18 protein-coding genes are annotated in these 15,121 nt (G+C 73.2%); 10 read left to right on the top strand and 8 right to left on the bottom strand.

Annotated elements, in window-relative coordinates; translation table 11 throughout:
* Window positions 1–657: an alpha/beta hydrolase gene (locus tag OG357_RS33260; protein WP_329624628.1), complete on the bottom strand. Its 657-nt coding sequence runs from the start codon at window positions 655–657 to the stop codon at window positions 1–3.
* Between the two features lie 232 nt (window positions 658–889).
* Here OG357_RS33260 and OG357_RS33255 point away from each other — a divergent pair, with 232 nt between their 5' ends.
* From OG357_RS33255 to OG357_RS33245, 3 genes are all read left to right on the top strand, one after another.
* Window positions 890–2,182 (top strand): NAD(P)/FAD-dependent oxidoreductase, encoded by a 1,293-nt coding sequence (locus OG357_RS33255; RefSeq protein WP_329624627.1) that lies wholly within the window; start codon window positions 890–892, stop codon window positions 2,180–2,182.
* Window positions 2,179–3,084 (top strand): RNA polymerase sigma-70 factor, encoded by a 906-nt coding sequence (locus tag OG357_RS33250; RefSeq protein WP_329624626.1) that lies wholly within the window; start codon window positions 2,179–2,181, stop codon window positions 3,082–3,084. Before OG357_RS33255 ends, OG357_RS33250 begins: the two co-directional genes overlap by 4 nt.
* 148 nt (window positions 3,085–3,232) lie before the next feature.
* Window positions 3,233–3,637, top strand: a complete 405-nt coding sequence (locus OG357_RS33245; RefSeq protein ID WP_329624625.1) for a Rieske (2Fe-2S) protein — start codon at window positions 3,233–3,235, stop codon at window positions 3,635–3,637.
* Here the strand turns inward: OG357_RS33245 and OG357_RS33240 are convergent.
* Window positions 3,624–4,304 carry a cysteine hydrolase gene (locus OG357_RS33240; RefSeq protein WP_329624624.1) on the bottom strand — a complete coding sequence of 227 codons (681 nt, stop codon included), beginning with the start codon at window positions 4,302–4,304 and terminating at the stop codon, window positions 3,624–3,626. The genes OG357_RS33245 and OG357_RS33240 overlap by 14 nt on opposite strands.
* Before the next feature lie 76 nt (window positions 4,305–4,380).
* Here OG357_RS33240 and OG357_RS33235 point away from each other — a divergent pair, with 76 nt between their 5' ends.
* Complete coding sequence (locus OG357_RS33235; RefSeq protein ID WP_329624623.1) at window positions 4,381–4,839, top strand: pyridoxamine 5'-phosphate oxidase family protein; 459 nt, start codon at window positions 4,381–4,383, stop codon at window positions 4,837–4,839.
* Between the two features lie 39 nt (window positions 4,840–4,878).
* Here the strand turns inward: OG357_RS33235 and OG357_RS33230 are convergent, their stop codons facing one another.
* On the bottom strand, window positions 4,879–5,781 hold the full coding sequence (locus tag OG357_RS33230) for a LysR family transcriptional regulator (protein WP_329624622.1): 903 nt from the start codon (window positions 5,779–5,781) through the stop codon (window positions 4,879–4,881).
* A 73-nt stretch (window positions 5,782–5,854) separates the two neighbouring features.
* Here OG357_RS33230 and OG357_RS33225 point away from each other — a divergent pair, with 73 nt between their 5' ends.
* Entirely contained in the window at window positions 5,855–6,865 is a 1,011-nt protein-coding gene (locus OG357_RS33225) for a DMT family transporter (RefSeq protein ID WP_329624621.1), read from the top strand.
* 39 nt (window positions 6,866–6,904) lie between these two features.
* On the opposite strand, the gene OG357_RS33220 is transcribed toward OG357_RS33225, so the two are convergent.
* Window positions 6,905–8,239, bottom strand: a complete 1,335-nt coding sequence (locus tag OG357_RS33220; protein WP_329624620.1) for an aminotransferase class I/II-fold pyridoxal phosphate-dependent enzyme — start codon at window positions 8,237–8,239, stop codon at window positions 6,905–6,907.
* A 36-nt stretch (window positions 8,240–8,275) separates the two neighbouring features.
* Between OG357_RS33220 and OG357_RS33215 the strand changes: the two genes are divergently transcribed.
* Both OG357_RS33215 and OG357_RS33210 read left to right on the top strand, forming a co-directional pair.
* Window positions 8,276–8,980 (top strand): pyridoxamine 5'-phosphate oxidase family protein, encoded by a 705-nt coding sequence (locus tag OG357_RS33215; RefSeq protein WP_329624619.1) that lies wholly within the window; start codon window positions 8,276–8,278, stop codon window positions 8,978–8,980.
* 17 nt (window positions 8,981–8,997) lie between these two features.
* Window positions 8,998–9,642, top strand: coding sequence for an FMN-binding negative transcriptional regulator (locus OG357_RS33210; protein ID WP_329624618.1), 645 nt, complete (start codon window positions 8,998–9,000; stop codon window positions 9,640–9,642).
* A 13-nt stretch (window positions 9,643–9,655) separates the two neighbouring features.
* Here the strand turns inward: OG357_RS33210 and OG357_RS33205 are convergent, their stop codons facing one another.
* From OG357_RS33205 to OG357_RS33195, 3 genes are all read right to left on the bottom strand, one after another.
* Window positions 9,656–10,648 carry a DMT family transporter gene (locus OG357_RS33205; RefSeq protein WP_329624617.1) on the bottom strand — a complete coding sequence of 331 codons (993 nt, stop codon included), beginning with the start codon at window positions 10,646–10,648 and terminating at the stop codon, window positions 9,656–9,658.
* Window positions 10,649–10,828: 180 nt separating this feature from the next.
* Window positions 10,829–11,851 (bottom strand): EamA family transporter, encoded by a 1,023-nt coding sequence (locus tag OG357_RS33200; protein ID WP_329624616.1) that lies wholly within the window; start codon window positions 11,849–11,851, stop codon window positions 10,829–10,831.
* Between the two features lie 41 nt (window positions 11,852–11,892).
* Window positions 11,893–12,603, bottom strand: coding sequence for a Clp protease N-terminal domain-containing protein (locus tag OG357_RS33195; RefSeq protein ID WP_443066766.1), 711 nt, complete (start codon window positions 12,601–12,603; stop codon window positions 11,893–11,895).
* A gap of 196 nt (window positions 12,604–12,799) precedes the next feature.
* Here OG357_RS33195 and OG357_RS33190 point away from each other — a divergent pair, with 196 nt between their 5' ends.
* On the top strand, window positions 12,800–13,024 hold the full coding sequence (locus OG357_RS33190; protein WP_024756886.1) for a hypothetical protein: 225 nt from the start codon (window positions 12,800–12,802) through the stop codon (window positions 13,022–13,024).
* 68 nt (window positions 13,025–13,092) lie between these two features.
* Complete coding sequence (locus OG357_RS33185) at window positions 13,093–13,521, top strand: type II toxin-antitoxin system Rv0910 family toxin (protein WP_329624615.1); 429 nt, start codon at window positions 13,093–13,095, stop codon at window positions 13,519–13,521.
* Between the two features lie 85 nt (window positions 13,522–13,606).
* Here the strand turns inward: OG357_RS33185 and OG357_RS33180 are convergent, their stop codons facing one another.
* A complete protein-coding gene (locus tag OG357_RS33180) occupies window positions 13,607–14,233 on the bottom strand; it encodes a PadR family transcriptional regulator (protein ID WP_329624614.1) in 627 nt (208 codons plus the stop codon).
* Between the two features lie 346 nt (window positions 14,234–14,579).
* Between OG357_RS33180 and OG357_RS33175 the strand changes: the two genes are divergently transcribed.
* Window positions 14,580–15,077, top strand: coding sequence for a pyridoxamine 5'-phosphate oxidase family protein (locus tag OG357_RS33175; RefSeq protein ID WP_329624613.1), 498 nt, complete (start codon window positions 14,580–14,582; stop codon window positions 15,075–15,077).
* Window positions 15,078–15,121 lie beyond the last annotated feature (44 nt).

The following is a 15,121-nucleotide window of genomic DNA, read 5'->3' as shown; positions in this document are numbered from 1 at the left end:
TCAGCCGTGCGAGAGCAGCGCCGCCGCCAGCTCCGCCGCGCGCCGGTGCCAGAAGCCGGCGCCCCGGAGCATGGCGTGGCCGCCGGCCGGCATCGGGATGCCCGCCGCGTCCGCGCCCGCCGCCCGCGCCCTGCGGACGAAGTCCCAGGACTCGCGCGCCGAGGTGACGCGGTCGGCCTCGTCGTGCAGGAGGTAGAGGCGTCGGCCGCCGAGGTGGTCGACGGGCTCCCCGGTGGGGCACCAGGGCGCGAGGGCGACGACACCGCGGACGGCCGGGTCGCCGGCGGCGCTGAGCGCGGCGCGGCCTCCCATGGAGTGGCCGATGAGCACGACGGGCACGGGGCCCACCCGGTCCCGTAGCCGTACGAGGGCGGCCTCGGCGTCCCGGGCGGCGTCGGCACGCGGGCCGTTCCAGCCGCGGTGGCGGTAGCGCACCTCGGCGACCAGCACGTCCCGGCCCCGGACGGCGCGGGTCACGGCGGCGGTGAAGGGCCGCATGCGCAGCGCGGGCAGGTTGAGGGCGGGCGGCGGCTCCGGCCCGTCGGCGCGGCCTCCGTGGAGCAGCAGTACCGCGGCGGCGGGAACCGCGGGCGAGCTGCGGACCAGGAGGGTGCCGGGCTCGGTCGGCTTCGTGCGGCAGCCGGTTCCCGGGGTCATCGGGGATCCGCGCCGCTCGTGCGGGCCGGGTGTCCGGGTCGCCGTGCCATGGGTGCCTCCAGAAGTCGAGGGCCGCAGTCTGCCATCACGGCGTCCCGGGTGTCCGACAGTCCCGGGTGGAGGGGGCGACACGACCGTCACACACCCACCAGAGTGACCTGCGTCACAACGTGTCACAGCTGCCGGCCCGGCGGTGTCTTGTGCACGAACCGCTTGAAACGAAGGAGACACCATGACCGGGAACATCGCAGTGGTCGTGATCGGCGGCGGGTACGCCGGAGTGATGGCCGCGAACCGCCTGACGCAGCGCGACGACGTGACCGTGACGCTGATCAACCCGCGCCCGGACTTCGTCGAGCGGATCCGCCTGCACCAGCTCGTCGGCGGGTCCGACGACGCGGTCGTCGCGTACTCGGAGGTCCTGCACCAGGGCATCGGCCTGCTGGTCGACTCCGTGACACGGATCGACGCGGCCGGGCGCAGCGTGGCGCTGGCGTCGGGCGGGACCGTCCGTTACGACTACCTGGTCTACGCGGTGGGCAGTGGCAGCGCCGACCCGCGTGTGCCCGGAGCCGCCGAGTTCGCGTACCCGATCGCCGATCTGGAGGAGGCGCAGCGGCTGCGGCCGGTCCTCGACGCCGCACCGATGACCGCCCCCGTGACGGTGGTCGGTGGCGGTCCGACCGGCATCGAGACCGCCGCCGAGCTGGCCGAGGCGGGCCGCGCCGTGACCCTGGTCTGCGGGAAGGTGCTCGGCCCGTACCTGCACCGGCGCGGCCGCCGCTCGGTCGCGAAGCGGCTGGCGGCCCTCGGGGTGACCGTGGTCGAGGGCCCCGGGGCGAAGGTGACAGCCGTGACGCGCGATGCGGTGCGGCTCGACGACGGCCGCGCGCTGGAGAGCGCGGTGACCATCTGGACCGCGGGCTTCGGCGTGCCGGACCTGGCCGCGCGCAGCGGGCTGAGCACCGACGCCCTGGGCCGTCTGCTCACGGACGAGACCCTGACGAGCGTGGACGACGACCGTGTCATCGCGGCCGGGGACTCGGCGGCGCCGTCGAACCTGCCGGCGAGGATGAGCTGCCAGGCCGCGACGCCGATGGGCGCGCGGGCCGCCGACACGGTCCTCAGCCGGATCGCGGGGGAAGCGCCCTCGTCTCTCAACCAGGTGTTCGCGGGCCAGTGCATCAGCCTGGGCCGGGACGCCGGCATCTTCCAGTTCGCCCACCGGAACGACATCGCGCTGTGGTTCCACATCGGCGGTCGCACCGGCGCGAAGGTCAAGGAGATCGTGTGCAAGGGCACCGTCAAGCACCTGGCCGCGGAGGCGCAGAAGCCCGGTGCGTACGGCCTGCACCGCGTCTCGGGAGGCGGCCAGCGCGAGAAGTTGCTGGAGGCCGGGCGTGACCGCGGCGCGCTGGTGGGTCATGATCTGACTCCCACCGACGAAAAGGATCTTGCTGTGGATGCGAACGTGCGGGCCGAAGGCGACCTGGACCGGCCGCGAAGGAGCGGGGTGCAGGCATGAGCGGCCACGCCACCGACGCGGCGACAGAGACGTTCGTCGCCCACCGCAACCTCCTCTTCACCGTCGCCTACGAGATGCTCGGATCGGCGGCCGACGCCGAGGACGTCCTCCAGGAGACCTGGCTGCGCTGGGTCGAGGTCGACCTGGAGAAGGTGAGCGACCAGCGCGCCTACCTGGTCCGGGTCACGACCCGCCAGGCGCTCAACCGGCTGCGCACCGCGAGCCGGCGCAGGGAGTCGTACGTGGGCCCCTGGCTGCCCGAGCCCATGCTCACCGCGCCGGACGTGGCCGAGGACGTGGAGCTCGCGGAGAGCGTGTCGATGGCGATGATGCTCGTCCTGGAGACGCTGGCTCCGACGGAGCGCGCCGTCTTCGTCCTGCGTGAGGCCTTCGGCTTCGAGTACGACGAGATCGCGGCCGCCGTCGACAAGACCCCCGCGGCCGTCCGGCAGATCGCGCACCGCGCGCGCCGGCACGTCGACGCCCGCCGTCCCCGCCGGACGGTGTCCGCGAAAGAGACCCGGGCCGCCCTGGAGTCGTTCCGGCGCGCGTTCGAGACCGGGGACGTCCAGGGCCTGCTCGACGTCCTCGCCCCGGAGGCCGTCTACATGGGCGACGGCGGCGGGATCAAGCACGCCGCCCTGCGGCCCATCCTCGGGGCCGACAAGGTGGCCCGCCTCATGGCGGGCTTCACCGGCAGGGCCGGCGGGGCCGGCTTCACGCTCTCCCTCGGCCCCACCGTGGTCAACGGCAACCCGGCGCTCCTCGTCCGCATGGACGGCGAGATCGACGGCGTCATGGCGGTCCACGTCGAGGACGCCCGTATCGCCGGCATCTACTTCGTCCGCAACCCGGAGAAGCTGTCCCATGTCGCGTCCGAGACGTCGCTGACCCTGCGCTGACCCTGCGCTGACCCTGCGCTGACCTTGTGCTGAACTCCCGCGCCCTGGCGAGTTCGTGCGCGAAGACGCGATCCTGTGAACGGGGCACAGGTCACACCCGTACCGTCGGGTGCCAACACACCAGTGCGCGAAGGAAGAGGGGCAGCACATGAGCGGAGTGGCACGCAGGACGGTGGTCTCGGCGGCGGGCGCCGCGGGCCTGGCGGCGGCGCTCGCGGCCTGCGGTGGCGGCGGCACCGAGGACAAGGGCACGGAGGAGCAGGCGGGCGCCACCCTCGCGCGGACCGGGGACATTCCGGTGGGCGGCGGCAAGGTCATCGCCGGTCAGGGCCTGGTGATCACCCAGCCGAAGGCCGGCGAGTTCCACGCCTTCTCGTCCAAGTGCACCCACGCGGGCTGTGCCGTCAGCGGGGTGAAGGACGGCGTCATCGTGTGCCCGTGCCACCAGAGCCACTTCGACGTGTCGGACGGCAGCGTGAAGTCCGGCCCGGCGACCTCCCCGCTGCCGCCGACGCCGATCCAGGTGGTGGGCGACGAGATCAGCCTCGGCTGACGGAACCCCCGGCGGGCCGTGCCCGCCGGGGCGCCTTCCAGCAGCCCAGCACCTCGTCCGTCGTCGTGATCGTGGCGACGAGCGCGAGGGTGTGGCGGATCATCGCGGGGGTGTAGTCGGCCGGCACCCCCGCGATCGCGTCCGCGGGCACGACGACCGTGTAGCCGAGGTTGACGGCGTCGAAGACCGCGTTGGGCACGGCCACGTTGGCGGAGACGCCGGTCACGATCAGCGTCCGGCAGCCGAGGTTGCGCAGGAGCGCGTCGACGTCCGTGCCCGCGAGCGGTGAGAGACCGTGCAGGCGCCGGACCACGATGTCCTCCTCCGCGACCTCGATCGGTTCGGCGATCCGTACGGCCGTGCTGCCGCTGTGCTGCTGCACCGGCAGCCGGGCGGCGGCCCGGAAGAGGCGCGCGTTGGTGTTGGCGGCGCGTCCGTCGGGGCGCCGCTCGGCGACGGCGTGGATCACCTGGACGTCGGCCTCGTGCGCGGCGGCCACGAGCCGCGCCACGTTCCGCAGGGCGCCCGACGCGCGGGCCGCGGCGGCGAGTTCGGGCAGCGCGCTCTCCGCGCCGACGACTCCCCGCTGACACTCGACGGTGAGCAGCACGACCCCGCCGTCCGGACGGATCCACTCCCCGAGCCGATCTCTGGCACTCTCACCCATGGTCTCCCCTTGCCTGCGCGCGATTGGCCCTCCATGCTTTCTGACGACTCATCAGAAATCCAGAAGGGTGCGGACGATGACCGTCGCACAGCGCCGTGGACGCCGGATCATGATGACCCCGGCCGAGCTCGACTCCTTCCTCGCCGAACAGCGCACCTGCCGCGTGGCGACCGTTTCGGCCGACGGCCGCCCGCATGTGAGCGCGCTCTGGTTCGCCTGGGACGGCCGCTCGCTGTGGCTGTACTCGCTGACGCGCAGCCGCCGCTGGGCGGAGATGCGCGCCGATCCGAGGGTCGCGGTGGTGGTGGACGACGGCGTGGAGTACGGCGAGCTGCGGGGCGTGGAGCTGTCGGGCACGGTCGAGTTCGTCGGCGAGGCCCCCCGTACAGGCGAGCCGCTCCCCGAACTCGAAGCGCCCGAACAGCTCTTCGCCGCCAAGAACTTCGGCCTGGACGCGATGCCGCACGACGGCCGCCACGCCTGGGCCCGGCTGACCCCGGACGCCATCGCATCCTGGGACTTCCGCAAGATCTAGGGGACGCACTCCCCGGAGGCCCCGGGCGTCCGGGGCCCGTCAGCTTCCGAGCGGCTGGGCCGCCGCCCGCAGCGCCCCGACGACCGCTCGTACGGAGGGGCGGCGGCCGGCGTCGGCGCGCCAGGTGGCGTAGATGTGGCGCCGCATCTTCTGCCGTACGGGAACGAACACGACGCCCTCCGGCAGCGGGCGGCCGAGGCGTGGCGTCACGCAGACACCGAGCCCCGCCGCGACCAGCGCCAGCTGCGTGTGGTGCTCGCCGGCGAGGTGGCCGATGCGCGGCTCGATGCCCTGCGAGCGCAGTGTGAACATCAGCCAGTCGTGACAGAACTCGCCCTCGGGCCAGGACACCCACTCCTCGTCGGCGAACTCCACCAGGTCGACCGCCTCCCGCCCGGCCAGCCGGTGCCCTGCAGGCAGCGCCACGTCGGCCGTGTCGTCCAGCAGGTGCACCCGCTCCAGGCCGCCGGGCACGGGCGCCCGCTTGTTGCTCCATTCCAGGACGATCGCGAGGTCCGCGTCACCGCGCAGCACCGCGCGCACCCCCGGCTCGGGCTCCAACTCCGTCGTACGCACGCGGAGTTCGGGGTGGCCGGTGCGCAGAGAGGCGAGCGCGGCGGGAAACAGGCCGCGGGCCGCCGTGGGGAAGGCCGCGAGCCGCACCTCGCCGACGACCCGGCCGCTCTGGGCCTCGATGTCGGCCTGGGCGACCTGGACCTGGGAGAGGATCCGGGCGGCGTGCTCGGCGAGCAGCAGCCCCGCGTCGGTGAGCCGCACCCCCCGGCCGTTCTTGGCGAGCAGCTGCTGCCCCACCTCGCGCTCCAGCTTGGACAGCTGCTGGGAGACGGCCGAGGTGGTGACGTGCAGCCCGTCGGCCGCACCGCTCACCGAACCGTGCCGCGCGACGGCGTCGAGGGTCCGCAGGCGCTCCAGATTCAACATGTAAGCAATACTAAGGGGAGGGGTCGAATAATTCTCGCTTGTTCTAAGAGGTGGGGGCCGTCACCCTGAGTGCATGAGCCCCGCAGCGCCGCACTCCGCGTCACCCTCCCCGTCCCCCGCCTCACGCCTGCTCGACTGGCGCGTCCGCTTCGGCGCCCTGGCCCTCATATGGGGGTTCAGCTTCCTCCTCATCAAGGTCGGTACGGAGGGCTTCGCGCCCTTCCAGGTGACCTTCGGGCGCCTGCTGTTCGGTACGGCGGTGCTCGCCGTCGCCCTGGTCCTGAAGCGCGACCGGCTGCCGCGCGACGTCCGGGTCTGGGGCCATCTGACGGTCGCGGCCTTCCTGCTCAACGCGCTGCCGTTCTCGCTCTTCGCGTACGCGGAGCTGACGATCCCCTCGACCCTGGCGGGCATCTGCAACGCGACGACCCCGCTGTGGGGGATGCTGCTCTCGCTCGTCGCGCTCTCCGAGGACCGCCCGACCCGGGTCCGCGCCGCCGGCCTGGGCATCGGCTTCATGGGAGTACTCACGGTGCTCGGCGCCTGGCAGGGCTTCTCCGGGCTCGACGTGACGGGCACGGCGCTGGCCCTGCTGGCGTCCTTCAGCTACGCGGTGGGCTGGATCTACGTCCGCAGGACGCTGAGCGGCACCGGCGTCTCGCACCTCTCCCTCGCCGGCTCGCAGGTGGGCCTCGCGACACTCCAACTGGCTGTGGTCACCCCCCTGTTCACCTCGATGCCGGAGTCGGTGGAGGTCGTGCCGCTGCTCGCCGTGATCGCGCTCGGCGCGCTCGGCACCGGATACGCGATGCTGCTCCAGTACGGCGTCGTGGCGGAGGTCGGCCCGACGACGGCCTCCATGGTCACGTACTTCATCCCCGTCATCGCCACGGCGGCGGGTGTGGCCGTCCTGGACGAGCAGCTCACCTGGAACACACCGGTCGGCGCGCTGATCGTCCTCGCGGGAGCCGCCCTCACACAGACCCGCGCCTCGCGCCGTACGACGGCGAAGACGCCGACGCCGACCCCAACCACAGCCGCAGCCCCAGCCCCAGAAGCGGCCCCGATGGCGACCCGCCCCTGAGCCCTGCCGCCCGCACCCGGGCCGGCCACCCCCTCACCCTCACCCGTAACTCCGCGCGGGCGCCGGCCCCGCCGCCCGCGCGACGGCCTCGGCGAGGGCCTCGACGTCCCCGACGGTGAGGCCGGAGACGGTGACCCGGACGGCCGGCCCCGCGCTCATCCGGAAGCGCGCGCCCGGCGCCACCGCCCAACCCTCGGCCACGAGCCGCGACACCGCGCCCGTCTCGTCCGCGACCGGCACCCAGACGTTCATGCCGCTGCGCCCATGGGCCTCGATCCCCCGCCGGGCGAGCGCCCGCACCAGGCCGTCGCGCCGCTTCCCGTACGAGCGGGCGACGACGGCCGGGTCGACCGCCTCCGCGGCCCAGAGGTGGGCGACGGTCCGCTGGAGCAGTTTGCTGACCCACCCGGGGCCGAGCCGCTGCCGCCCGAGGACCCGGTCGACGGTCTCCGCGTCCCCGGTGAAGGCCGCGATCCGCAGGTCCGGCCCGTACGCCTTCGCGACCGAGCGCACCAGCACCCAGCGGTCGGTGACCCCGGCGAGGGGATGGAGGGGCTGCGCGACGATCCCGTGCCCGTGGTCGTCCTCCAGGAGCAGGACGTCGGGGTGCGCGGCGAGGACCCGCCGCAGCTCCCGCGCCCGCTCCTCGGTCACGCACGCCCCGGTCGGGTTCTGCGCCCGGTCGGTCACGATCACCGCCCGCGCCCCGTCGCGCCGGATCGCCCGCTCGACCTCCTCCGGCAGCGGCCCCTCGTCGTCGACGGCGACGGGTACCGGCCGCAGCCCGAGCGCCGGCACGAGGTCGAGCAGGCTGCCCCAGCCCGGATCCTCGACGGCGACGGCGTCCCCCGGCCTGAGGTGCGCGGCGAGCACCCGCTCGATGGCGTCGAGGGAGCCCGAGGCGACGCCGACCGGCCCGGCGGGCACGCCGTCCGCGTCGAAGGCGGCCCGCGCGAGCCGCCCGAACTCCTCGTCGACGGGGGCCTCTGCGTACATGCCGGGCCGCTCGGCGTAGCGCCGCGCGACCTCGGCGAAGGCCTCGCCGAGCGGTGGCAGCAGCGCGGGGTCGGGGCTTCCGTTACTCACGTCCCGGACGCCGGCGGGGGCGTCCACCCGGATCGAGCCGCGCGCGGTCGTGGCGGGCCGTGGCCGCACCCGGCTGCCGCGCCGGCCGTCCGTCTCGATGACCCCGCGCTCGCGCAGGGTGCGGTAGGCGGCGGCGACCGTATTGGCGTTCACGCCGAGCGTCAGCGCCAATTCCCGCATGGGCGGCAGTAGTTGTCCGGGCTCCAGGGCACCCGTACCCACCGCGCGCTCGACACTGGCGGCGATCTCCGATGCGCGACGACCTTCGATCCGATACTCTCCTAGCACAAACATGATTATGCACTAGTGCAATGGAGTTCGCAAATGACCGCCGCCGCCGACACCACCAAGACGACCGAGACCGAGGCCCCCGACACCTACGCGCCGACCGACCGGACCGTCCCCACCCGCAACCGCGACCGCGCGTCGTACGACAAGGCCCTCGTCCACTCGATACTCGACGAGACCTCCATCTGCCACCTCGGTTTCGTCCGCGACGGCGCGCCGGTCGTGCTCCCGACGCTCTACGGCCGCGTCGGCGACCGGCTCTACGTCCACGGCTCCACCGGCTCACGCCCCCTGCGCGCGGCGGGCGACGGTGTGAAGGCCCCCGGCCTGCCCGTCTGCCTGACCGTGACCCTCGTCGACGGCCTCGTCCTCGCGCGCTCCGCCTTCCACCACTCCCTCAACTACCGCTCGGTCGTCGTCCACGGCATCGCCCACCAGGTCACGGACCCCGAGGAGCTCCGCACCGCTCTCGACGCGCTCGTCGACCACGTCGTCCCGGGCCGCTCCCGCGACTCGCGCCCGGCGAACGCCAAGGAGCTCGCCGCCACCGCCGTGATCCGGCTCGACCTGGACGAGGTCTCGGCGAAGGTCCGCGCCGGCGGCCCCAACGACGACGCGGAGGACCTCGACCTCCCCTACTGGACCGGTGTCGTCCCCGTACGCACGGTCCACGGCACCCCGGTCCCGGCCGACGACCTCGACCCGGCCGTCGCCCTGCCCGACTACCTCTCCGCGCTCTGAGGACGGGAGCACCCACGATGCTGATCCACCCCTGGGACGCGGCCCGCCACGAAGGCGAGTGGCACGACTGGCTCTCCCGCCACGACTTCGGCCAGCTCGCCGTCAACGGCCTGCCCGGCGACCCGCCGTGGGTGCAGCCGATGCACTTCCGGTACGAGGACGAGCCCGGCCCGTACGGGCGCGTCCTCGCCCACCTGGCCCGGCCCAACCCCCTGTGGCGAGCGCTCGAAGCGCATCCGACGGTGCTCCTGAGCGTGGTCGACGACTACGTCTTCGCCCCGGGCCCGTGGACGGCCCCCGAGGGCACACCGCCCGAGCACGGGACCCCGACCTCGTACTACGCGGCAGTCCAGCTACGGTGCACGGCGCACGTGGTCGACGACCCCGCGGAGAAGGCCGAACTCCTCAACCGCCAGGTCACCCACTTCCAGCCGGACGGCTCCACCGCTGTCGCGGCCCCTGGCGAGGCCCCGTTCGGCCGCCTCCTCTCGGGCATCCGCGTCCTGAACCTGGAGGTGACCGAGGTGCGGGCCAAGTTCAAGTACGCGGGCAACAAGCCGCAGGAGGTCCAGGACCGGATCGCGGACCGGCTGGCGGAGCGTGCGGGCCCCGGCGACCTCGCCGCCCGCGCCCACCAGCTGCGGCGGCGCACCGCGGGGTGACCGGGCCCACGCCCTACACGGCCACGGACTCCACAGCCTCCACGGACTCCGCGGCCTCCTCCCGCCGTCGTACCGCCGCCGTCCTCGCCTCGGCGAAGGCGAGGCCCGTGACGGCGGCGAGCAGCAGCAGGGTGCCGAGGACGATCGCGGCCGTGAGCCGCTCGCCCAGCAGCGAGACGGCGATCAGGGCCGCGCTCACCGGCTCGAGGAGCATGATCACGGAGACGGTGGCGGCCCGGACGACGGCCGCCCCGGCGAAGTAGAGCGCGTACGCGAGGGCGGTCGGCACGGCCGCCACGTACACGAGCAGGAGCACGACCCGCACCGGCGATCCTGTGTGCGGTACGAGTCCCTCGGCGGCGGCCAGCGGCAGGAGGCCGACCGCTCCGATGGCGAAGGCCCACGTGGTCGTCGCCAGGGCGTCCGTGGCTCCGCCGTCGCGCCCGAGCCACCGGGTGAGCAGGGTGATCGCGGCGTACCCGGAGGCCGAGACGACCGCGAGGGTCACACCGAGCGGCCGGACCTCCGCGGCACCGCCGCCCAGGACGAGGACGGCCAGCCCGGCAAGCGCCCCGCCGGCGGCGAGGATTCCGCCGCGGCCGAGGCGTTCGCCCATGGTCAGCCGGGCGCCGACGGCGATGAGGACGGGTCCCGCCCCAAGGGTGACGACGGTCCCGACGGCGAGGCCGGTGTCCTGGACGGCCGCGAAGTAGGCACTCTGGAAGACGGTGAGCCCGACCCCCGTACCGAGGATGCGGGCCGTCCGCCGGCCGCGCGATTCCCCGGCCGTACGGGCGACGGCGCGGCGGGGCCTCAGGGCCAGCGCCCCGAGCAGCAGGACGAGCCCGCCGACGCAGCGCCAGAAGGAGAGCGCCAGCGGGCCCATGTCGCTGACCCGGAAGATCAGCGAGGCGGCGGCTCCGGCCGTGCCCCAGGCGATCCCGGCGACGATCAGATAGAGGAGGCTCCGCCCGACGGGCAGGGCGGATTCCGAGGAGTTCGGCACGTGAGGTCTCCGAGGAGGAAGAGGAAAGGGTGGTCGCTCGGCTCCGCGCGCGGGCAGCGACGAACCGCTCGGGGGCGGAGTTCCGCCCACCCGGGCCGGGTCCTCGTCAGGAGATGTCGCCGCGCGCGCTAGGCGGTGGGCGGCGGCAGCAGAAGTGCGATCACGTGCATGAGCGGCACGCTAGGGGGCGCTCCGCCCGGCCGACAACTGCTTTTCGCCCGAGCCCTTCTCCGCCCGCCCGACGGCTCCCGCTCCGGCATCGCCCCCGGAGGCCGCGACGGGATCGGACGGAGGCGCCTTCGGCGTCGAGGACTGCGCGATGAACGCCCCGACCAGGACCAGCGCCCCGCCGAGGATCTGCGGCGCGTCCAGGTGCTCACCGAGCAGCACCCAGGCCAGGACGGTCGCGACGACGGCCTCCAGGCAGGCCACGACTCCCGCGACCTGCGGAGAGAGCCGGCGCACCGAGATGACGCCGGTGACGTACGCGAGGACCGTGGCGATCAGCACGATCCAGCCGAGCAGCAGCCACGCGGGGACGCTGCTGCCGTCCATGTCGGCGCTGCCGCCGAGGATCGCCCAGTCCATGCCCCACGGCCGGGCCACGACGGTGAGGACGAGCGCGCCGATGAGCAGCCCGTACGCGATGACGCCGAGCGGATCGGCCTGCTCGGCCTCGTCGGACCCCTGGTCGGAGAGGACGAAGTAGCCGACCTGGCAGCAGGCGGCGGCGAGCGCCAGGAGCAGGCCGACGAGGTCGAAGGTCAGCCCGGACCAGATCTGGACGACGCACGAGAGGCCGCCGACGGCCAGGACGACGCCGAGGGCGGCGGCGCGGGTGACGGGCCGGCGCTGGACGAAGCGGATCCAGCCGAGGACGAGGGCCGGGGCGAGGTATTCGATGAGCAGCGCGACACCGACGGGGATGCGGGAGATCGAGGCGAAGTAGAAGGCCTGGACACCGGCGACGGCGAGCAGGCCGAAGCCCACGAGGAGGGCGGGTTTGCGGCGCAGGAGCTCCCGGTGGCGCCAGGCCAACGGGAGCATGACGAGGGCGGCACCGGTCACCCGGAGCCACACCACGTGGAGCGGGTCGAGTCCCGCCTCGATCAGCGGCTTGGCCGCCACTCCTGAACCACCGAATGCGAAGGCCGAGGCCAGGGCAAGTCCCAGGCCGGCGCTTCTCCCCTGAGACGCGTGCATCGGGCCATCATGACAGGACGCGGTCAGGTGCGTAACCCCCGTTACACCTGTTGAGACGGCCCCTCACCGAAGGCGTCGATCCGACCACCGAAACCGGGCTCGACGCTGACCTCGACATTCTCATCGATCCGCGCATCGATGGCCGCGTCCATCCCCGCGTCCATGCCCGCGTCCATACCCGCATCGATACGCGCGACCAGCGCGACCGGATCGACCCCGGCCCGCCGCAGCACCTCGACGGCCCGGCTCTCGGGGTCGACGGCGACACCGGCGAGCAGATCGAGCCCGCGCGCGCGTTCGTCCCCGCGCCCGGCGGCCCACCGGAAGGCACGCTCCAGGGCGGCGGCGGCAGCGGGCGACCAGCCGGAGGCCCGGTCGCCGCCATCCCGCGGTTCGCCATCCCGCGGCTCGGCCTGACGCACGGCGGGCAGGAGGCGGCGGGCGCCCGTGTCCTCGACCGAGCGCTGCCAGCGCAGGCCGTAGCCGATGGACCGCTGGGCGAGATAACCGAGCACACGGGCGAGCTGATGGCCGCTCTCGAAGACGGCGCCGACGTCCGGGTCCGATTCGACGAGCGAGTGCAGGAGGTGCGCGGTGTCGATCTGACGGTCCCCGTCCCGGAGGGCTCTGCGGCGCGCGCCCGTCACGACGGTCGCGAGCGACGGCGTCAGGAAGGACGTGAGCGACGTGGGCTCGGCGCGCGGGGCGACGGGCTGCCGGAGCGACTGCGGGAGAGGAACGGGACGGTGCACCCTTCCACCTCATCAGGCCGGGGCGGCCGGAACATCACCGGGGAGAAGCATGTCCGCATCCCACCGGAGTTGGGCACAGGCGCACGGTTCCTCCTCCTTACGGAGGAGATTGCCCGCGTTCGCCTCCGGGGGCGCGCGCCGCCTTGCATTGCGCCCCCATTGCAACCGCAGGCCCGTTGCCGTTCGTCCTCCGATCGTGTTCTGGATGGTGGCTCTGCTCGCGCGCGACGGACGGCAGTACGTCTACCGGGTGTACGCACCCCGGGAAGCACTGCCCGCCGACCTGTTCTGGGCCGCGTTCCACTGCCACGAGGAGGACGGGGGGCCGCGCGCCTCCGACTGCTTCGACTCGGCCGAGATCTGGTGGATCGGCGACGGCGCGGGACCGGCTGCCGCAGAACTGACGGTTCATCAGTATTGAATGTTCACGCCCACCCGGCTACGTTCCGCGACACCGGAACCAGTTGGCACGCCAGAAGGGGTGGTCGCATGGCCGAAGTCAGCGCGGAGGCACGGATCGAGGCGCCGGCCGGAAAGGTCTGGGCGCGCCTCACGGACTTCTCCTCGCACGGCGAGTGGAACGCCACGCACACCAGTTTCCCGAACGGCGGCCCGGCGACTCTGGAGACGGGCGCCACCTTCACCGAGAACATGAAGCTGATGGGCTTCCCCGCCGAGGTGCTCTGGACGGTCGAGGAGCTGGAGACCGAGCGGGCGTTCGCGATCAAGGGCAAGGGCCCGATGGGCGTGATCGTCACCACGCGCTACTCGCTCGCGACGGACGGGGACGCGACGACGCTGCGGATCGACGGCGGGTTCACGGGCGCGGCGGTCTCCCTCATGGCGGGGAAGCTCAAGGACTCGGCGACGGCGGCACTGACGGAGTCGCTCCGCAAGCTCTCGGGCCTGGTCGCCTGACCCGGAACACAGGAACGGGCCCCGCGACATACAGCCGCGGGGCCCGTTCTCCTGCTCGGCCTCAGCCCTCTTCTCCGACTCGGCCTCAGTCCTCGTCGGCGAGGATGAGGTACAGCTTCTTGCGGGCTTCGTTGATCACGCCGACCGCCTTCTGCCGCTGCTCGGCGCTGCCGGTCTTCCAGACCTGCCCGAACGCCTCCATCAGGCCGAAGCCGGCCTGCCGGATCTCGTTCACGGCGTCCCAGTCGACGCCGCGCCCGGCCTCCTCCCACGGGGCCTCCGGCCCTTCCTCGGCCTCGGCGCGCCCGGTGTCGGTGAGCGTGAACAGCTTCTTGCCGCCCTCGCTCGCGCTGGTGATCAACCCCTCGTCCTCCAGCATCTGCAGGGTGGGGTAGACCGAGCCGGGACTGGGCTTCCAGGCCCCGTCGCTGCGCTCGCCGATCTCGCGGATCATCTCGTAGCCGTGCATGGGGCGGTCCTTCAGGAGCGCGAGGATCGACGCGCGCACGTCACCGCGCCGTGCCCTTCCCCGGCCGCCGCCACCGCGGCCGCGCCCGCCGAACCCGCCCCCGAAGGGGCCGCCGCTGCCGAAGCCGGGCCCGAACGGCCCGAAGGCGGCCCGCCGCCCCTCGAAGTCCCCACGAGGTCCGGGGCCGCAGGCCCCACGACCGGCTCCGTGTCCGTTTCCGTACTCGTGTCCATGTGAACGCATCGCAATGCTCCTTCCATCGGGTTTCCATCGTTGAACTGTCGCGATGCCTCAACGATATATCGGAACTGTTCGTCGAGCAAGAAGCGATGTCCGTGTCCTTTGGCGAGCGAAACCGGGGGCGTCCTAGGGCCTGTCCGGCGGATCAGGGTCGGATAGGTCGCGGCGTCCGGTGCGGTGGATCGCAAGGCGCCGGAGCGCACTAATAGCGGAGCTATTCGGGGGTTTCGGCAACGCGGCGAGGTGCCGTGCCAGACGCCGCGGCCCCGGCCATGATCCGCCGGACAGGCCCTAGGGTGGAGGGGTTCTGGGGGACGCCGGGGGCGACCGCGAGAAGGTGGATGCGACCATGCAGCCGAGCGAGATCACCGAGATCCTGAACCGACCGATCAGCCAGGAGCTCCTGTCCCGCGACCTGACCTGCCTGGCCTACGTGGCCCAGGACGGCACGCCCCGCGCCATCCCGATCGGCTTCGCCTGGAACGGCGCGACCATCGTCATGTGCACCCCGAAGAACGCCCCGAAGCTGCCGGCCCTGCGCCGGAACCCGGCTGTCGCCCTGACGATCGACACCGAGGTGCACCCGCCCAAGATCCTGCTCATCCGCGGCACGGCCGAGCTGGACGTCGTCGAGGGCATCCCCGACGAGTTCCTCCAGACGAACAGCACGTACGAGATGACGCCCGAGCAGCGCGTCACCTGGGAGGCCGAGGTCCGCTCGCTCTACGACGGCATGGTCCGGATCGTTGTGACCCCCACGTGGGCAAAGCTGATCGACTTCGAGACGATCCTCCCCAGCGCGGTCGAGGAGCTGATCCGGCAGCGCGAGGAACGCCGCCGCGCCTGACCCCCGGAGTCACGCGCGGGAACGCACCCCCACCCGCACTCCCA

The sequence above is a fragment of the Streptomyces sp. NBC_01255 genome, from assembly GCF_036226445.1.
GTDB lineage: Bacteria > Actinomycetota > Actinomycetes > Streptomycetales > Streptomycetaceae > Streptomyces.
Note: the sequence above shows the minus strand (reverse complement) of the source record. Positions and strands in the feature narration are given on the sequence as shown.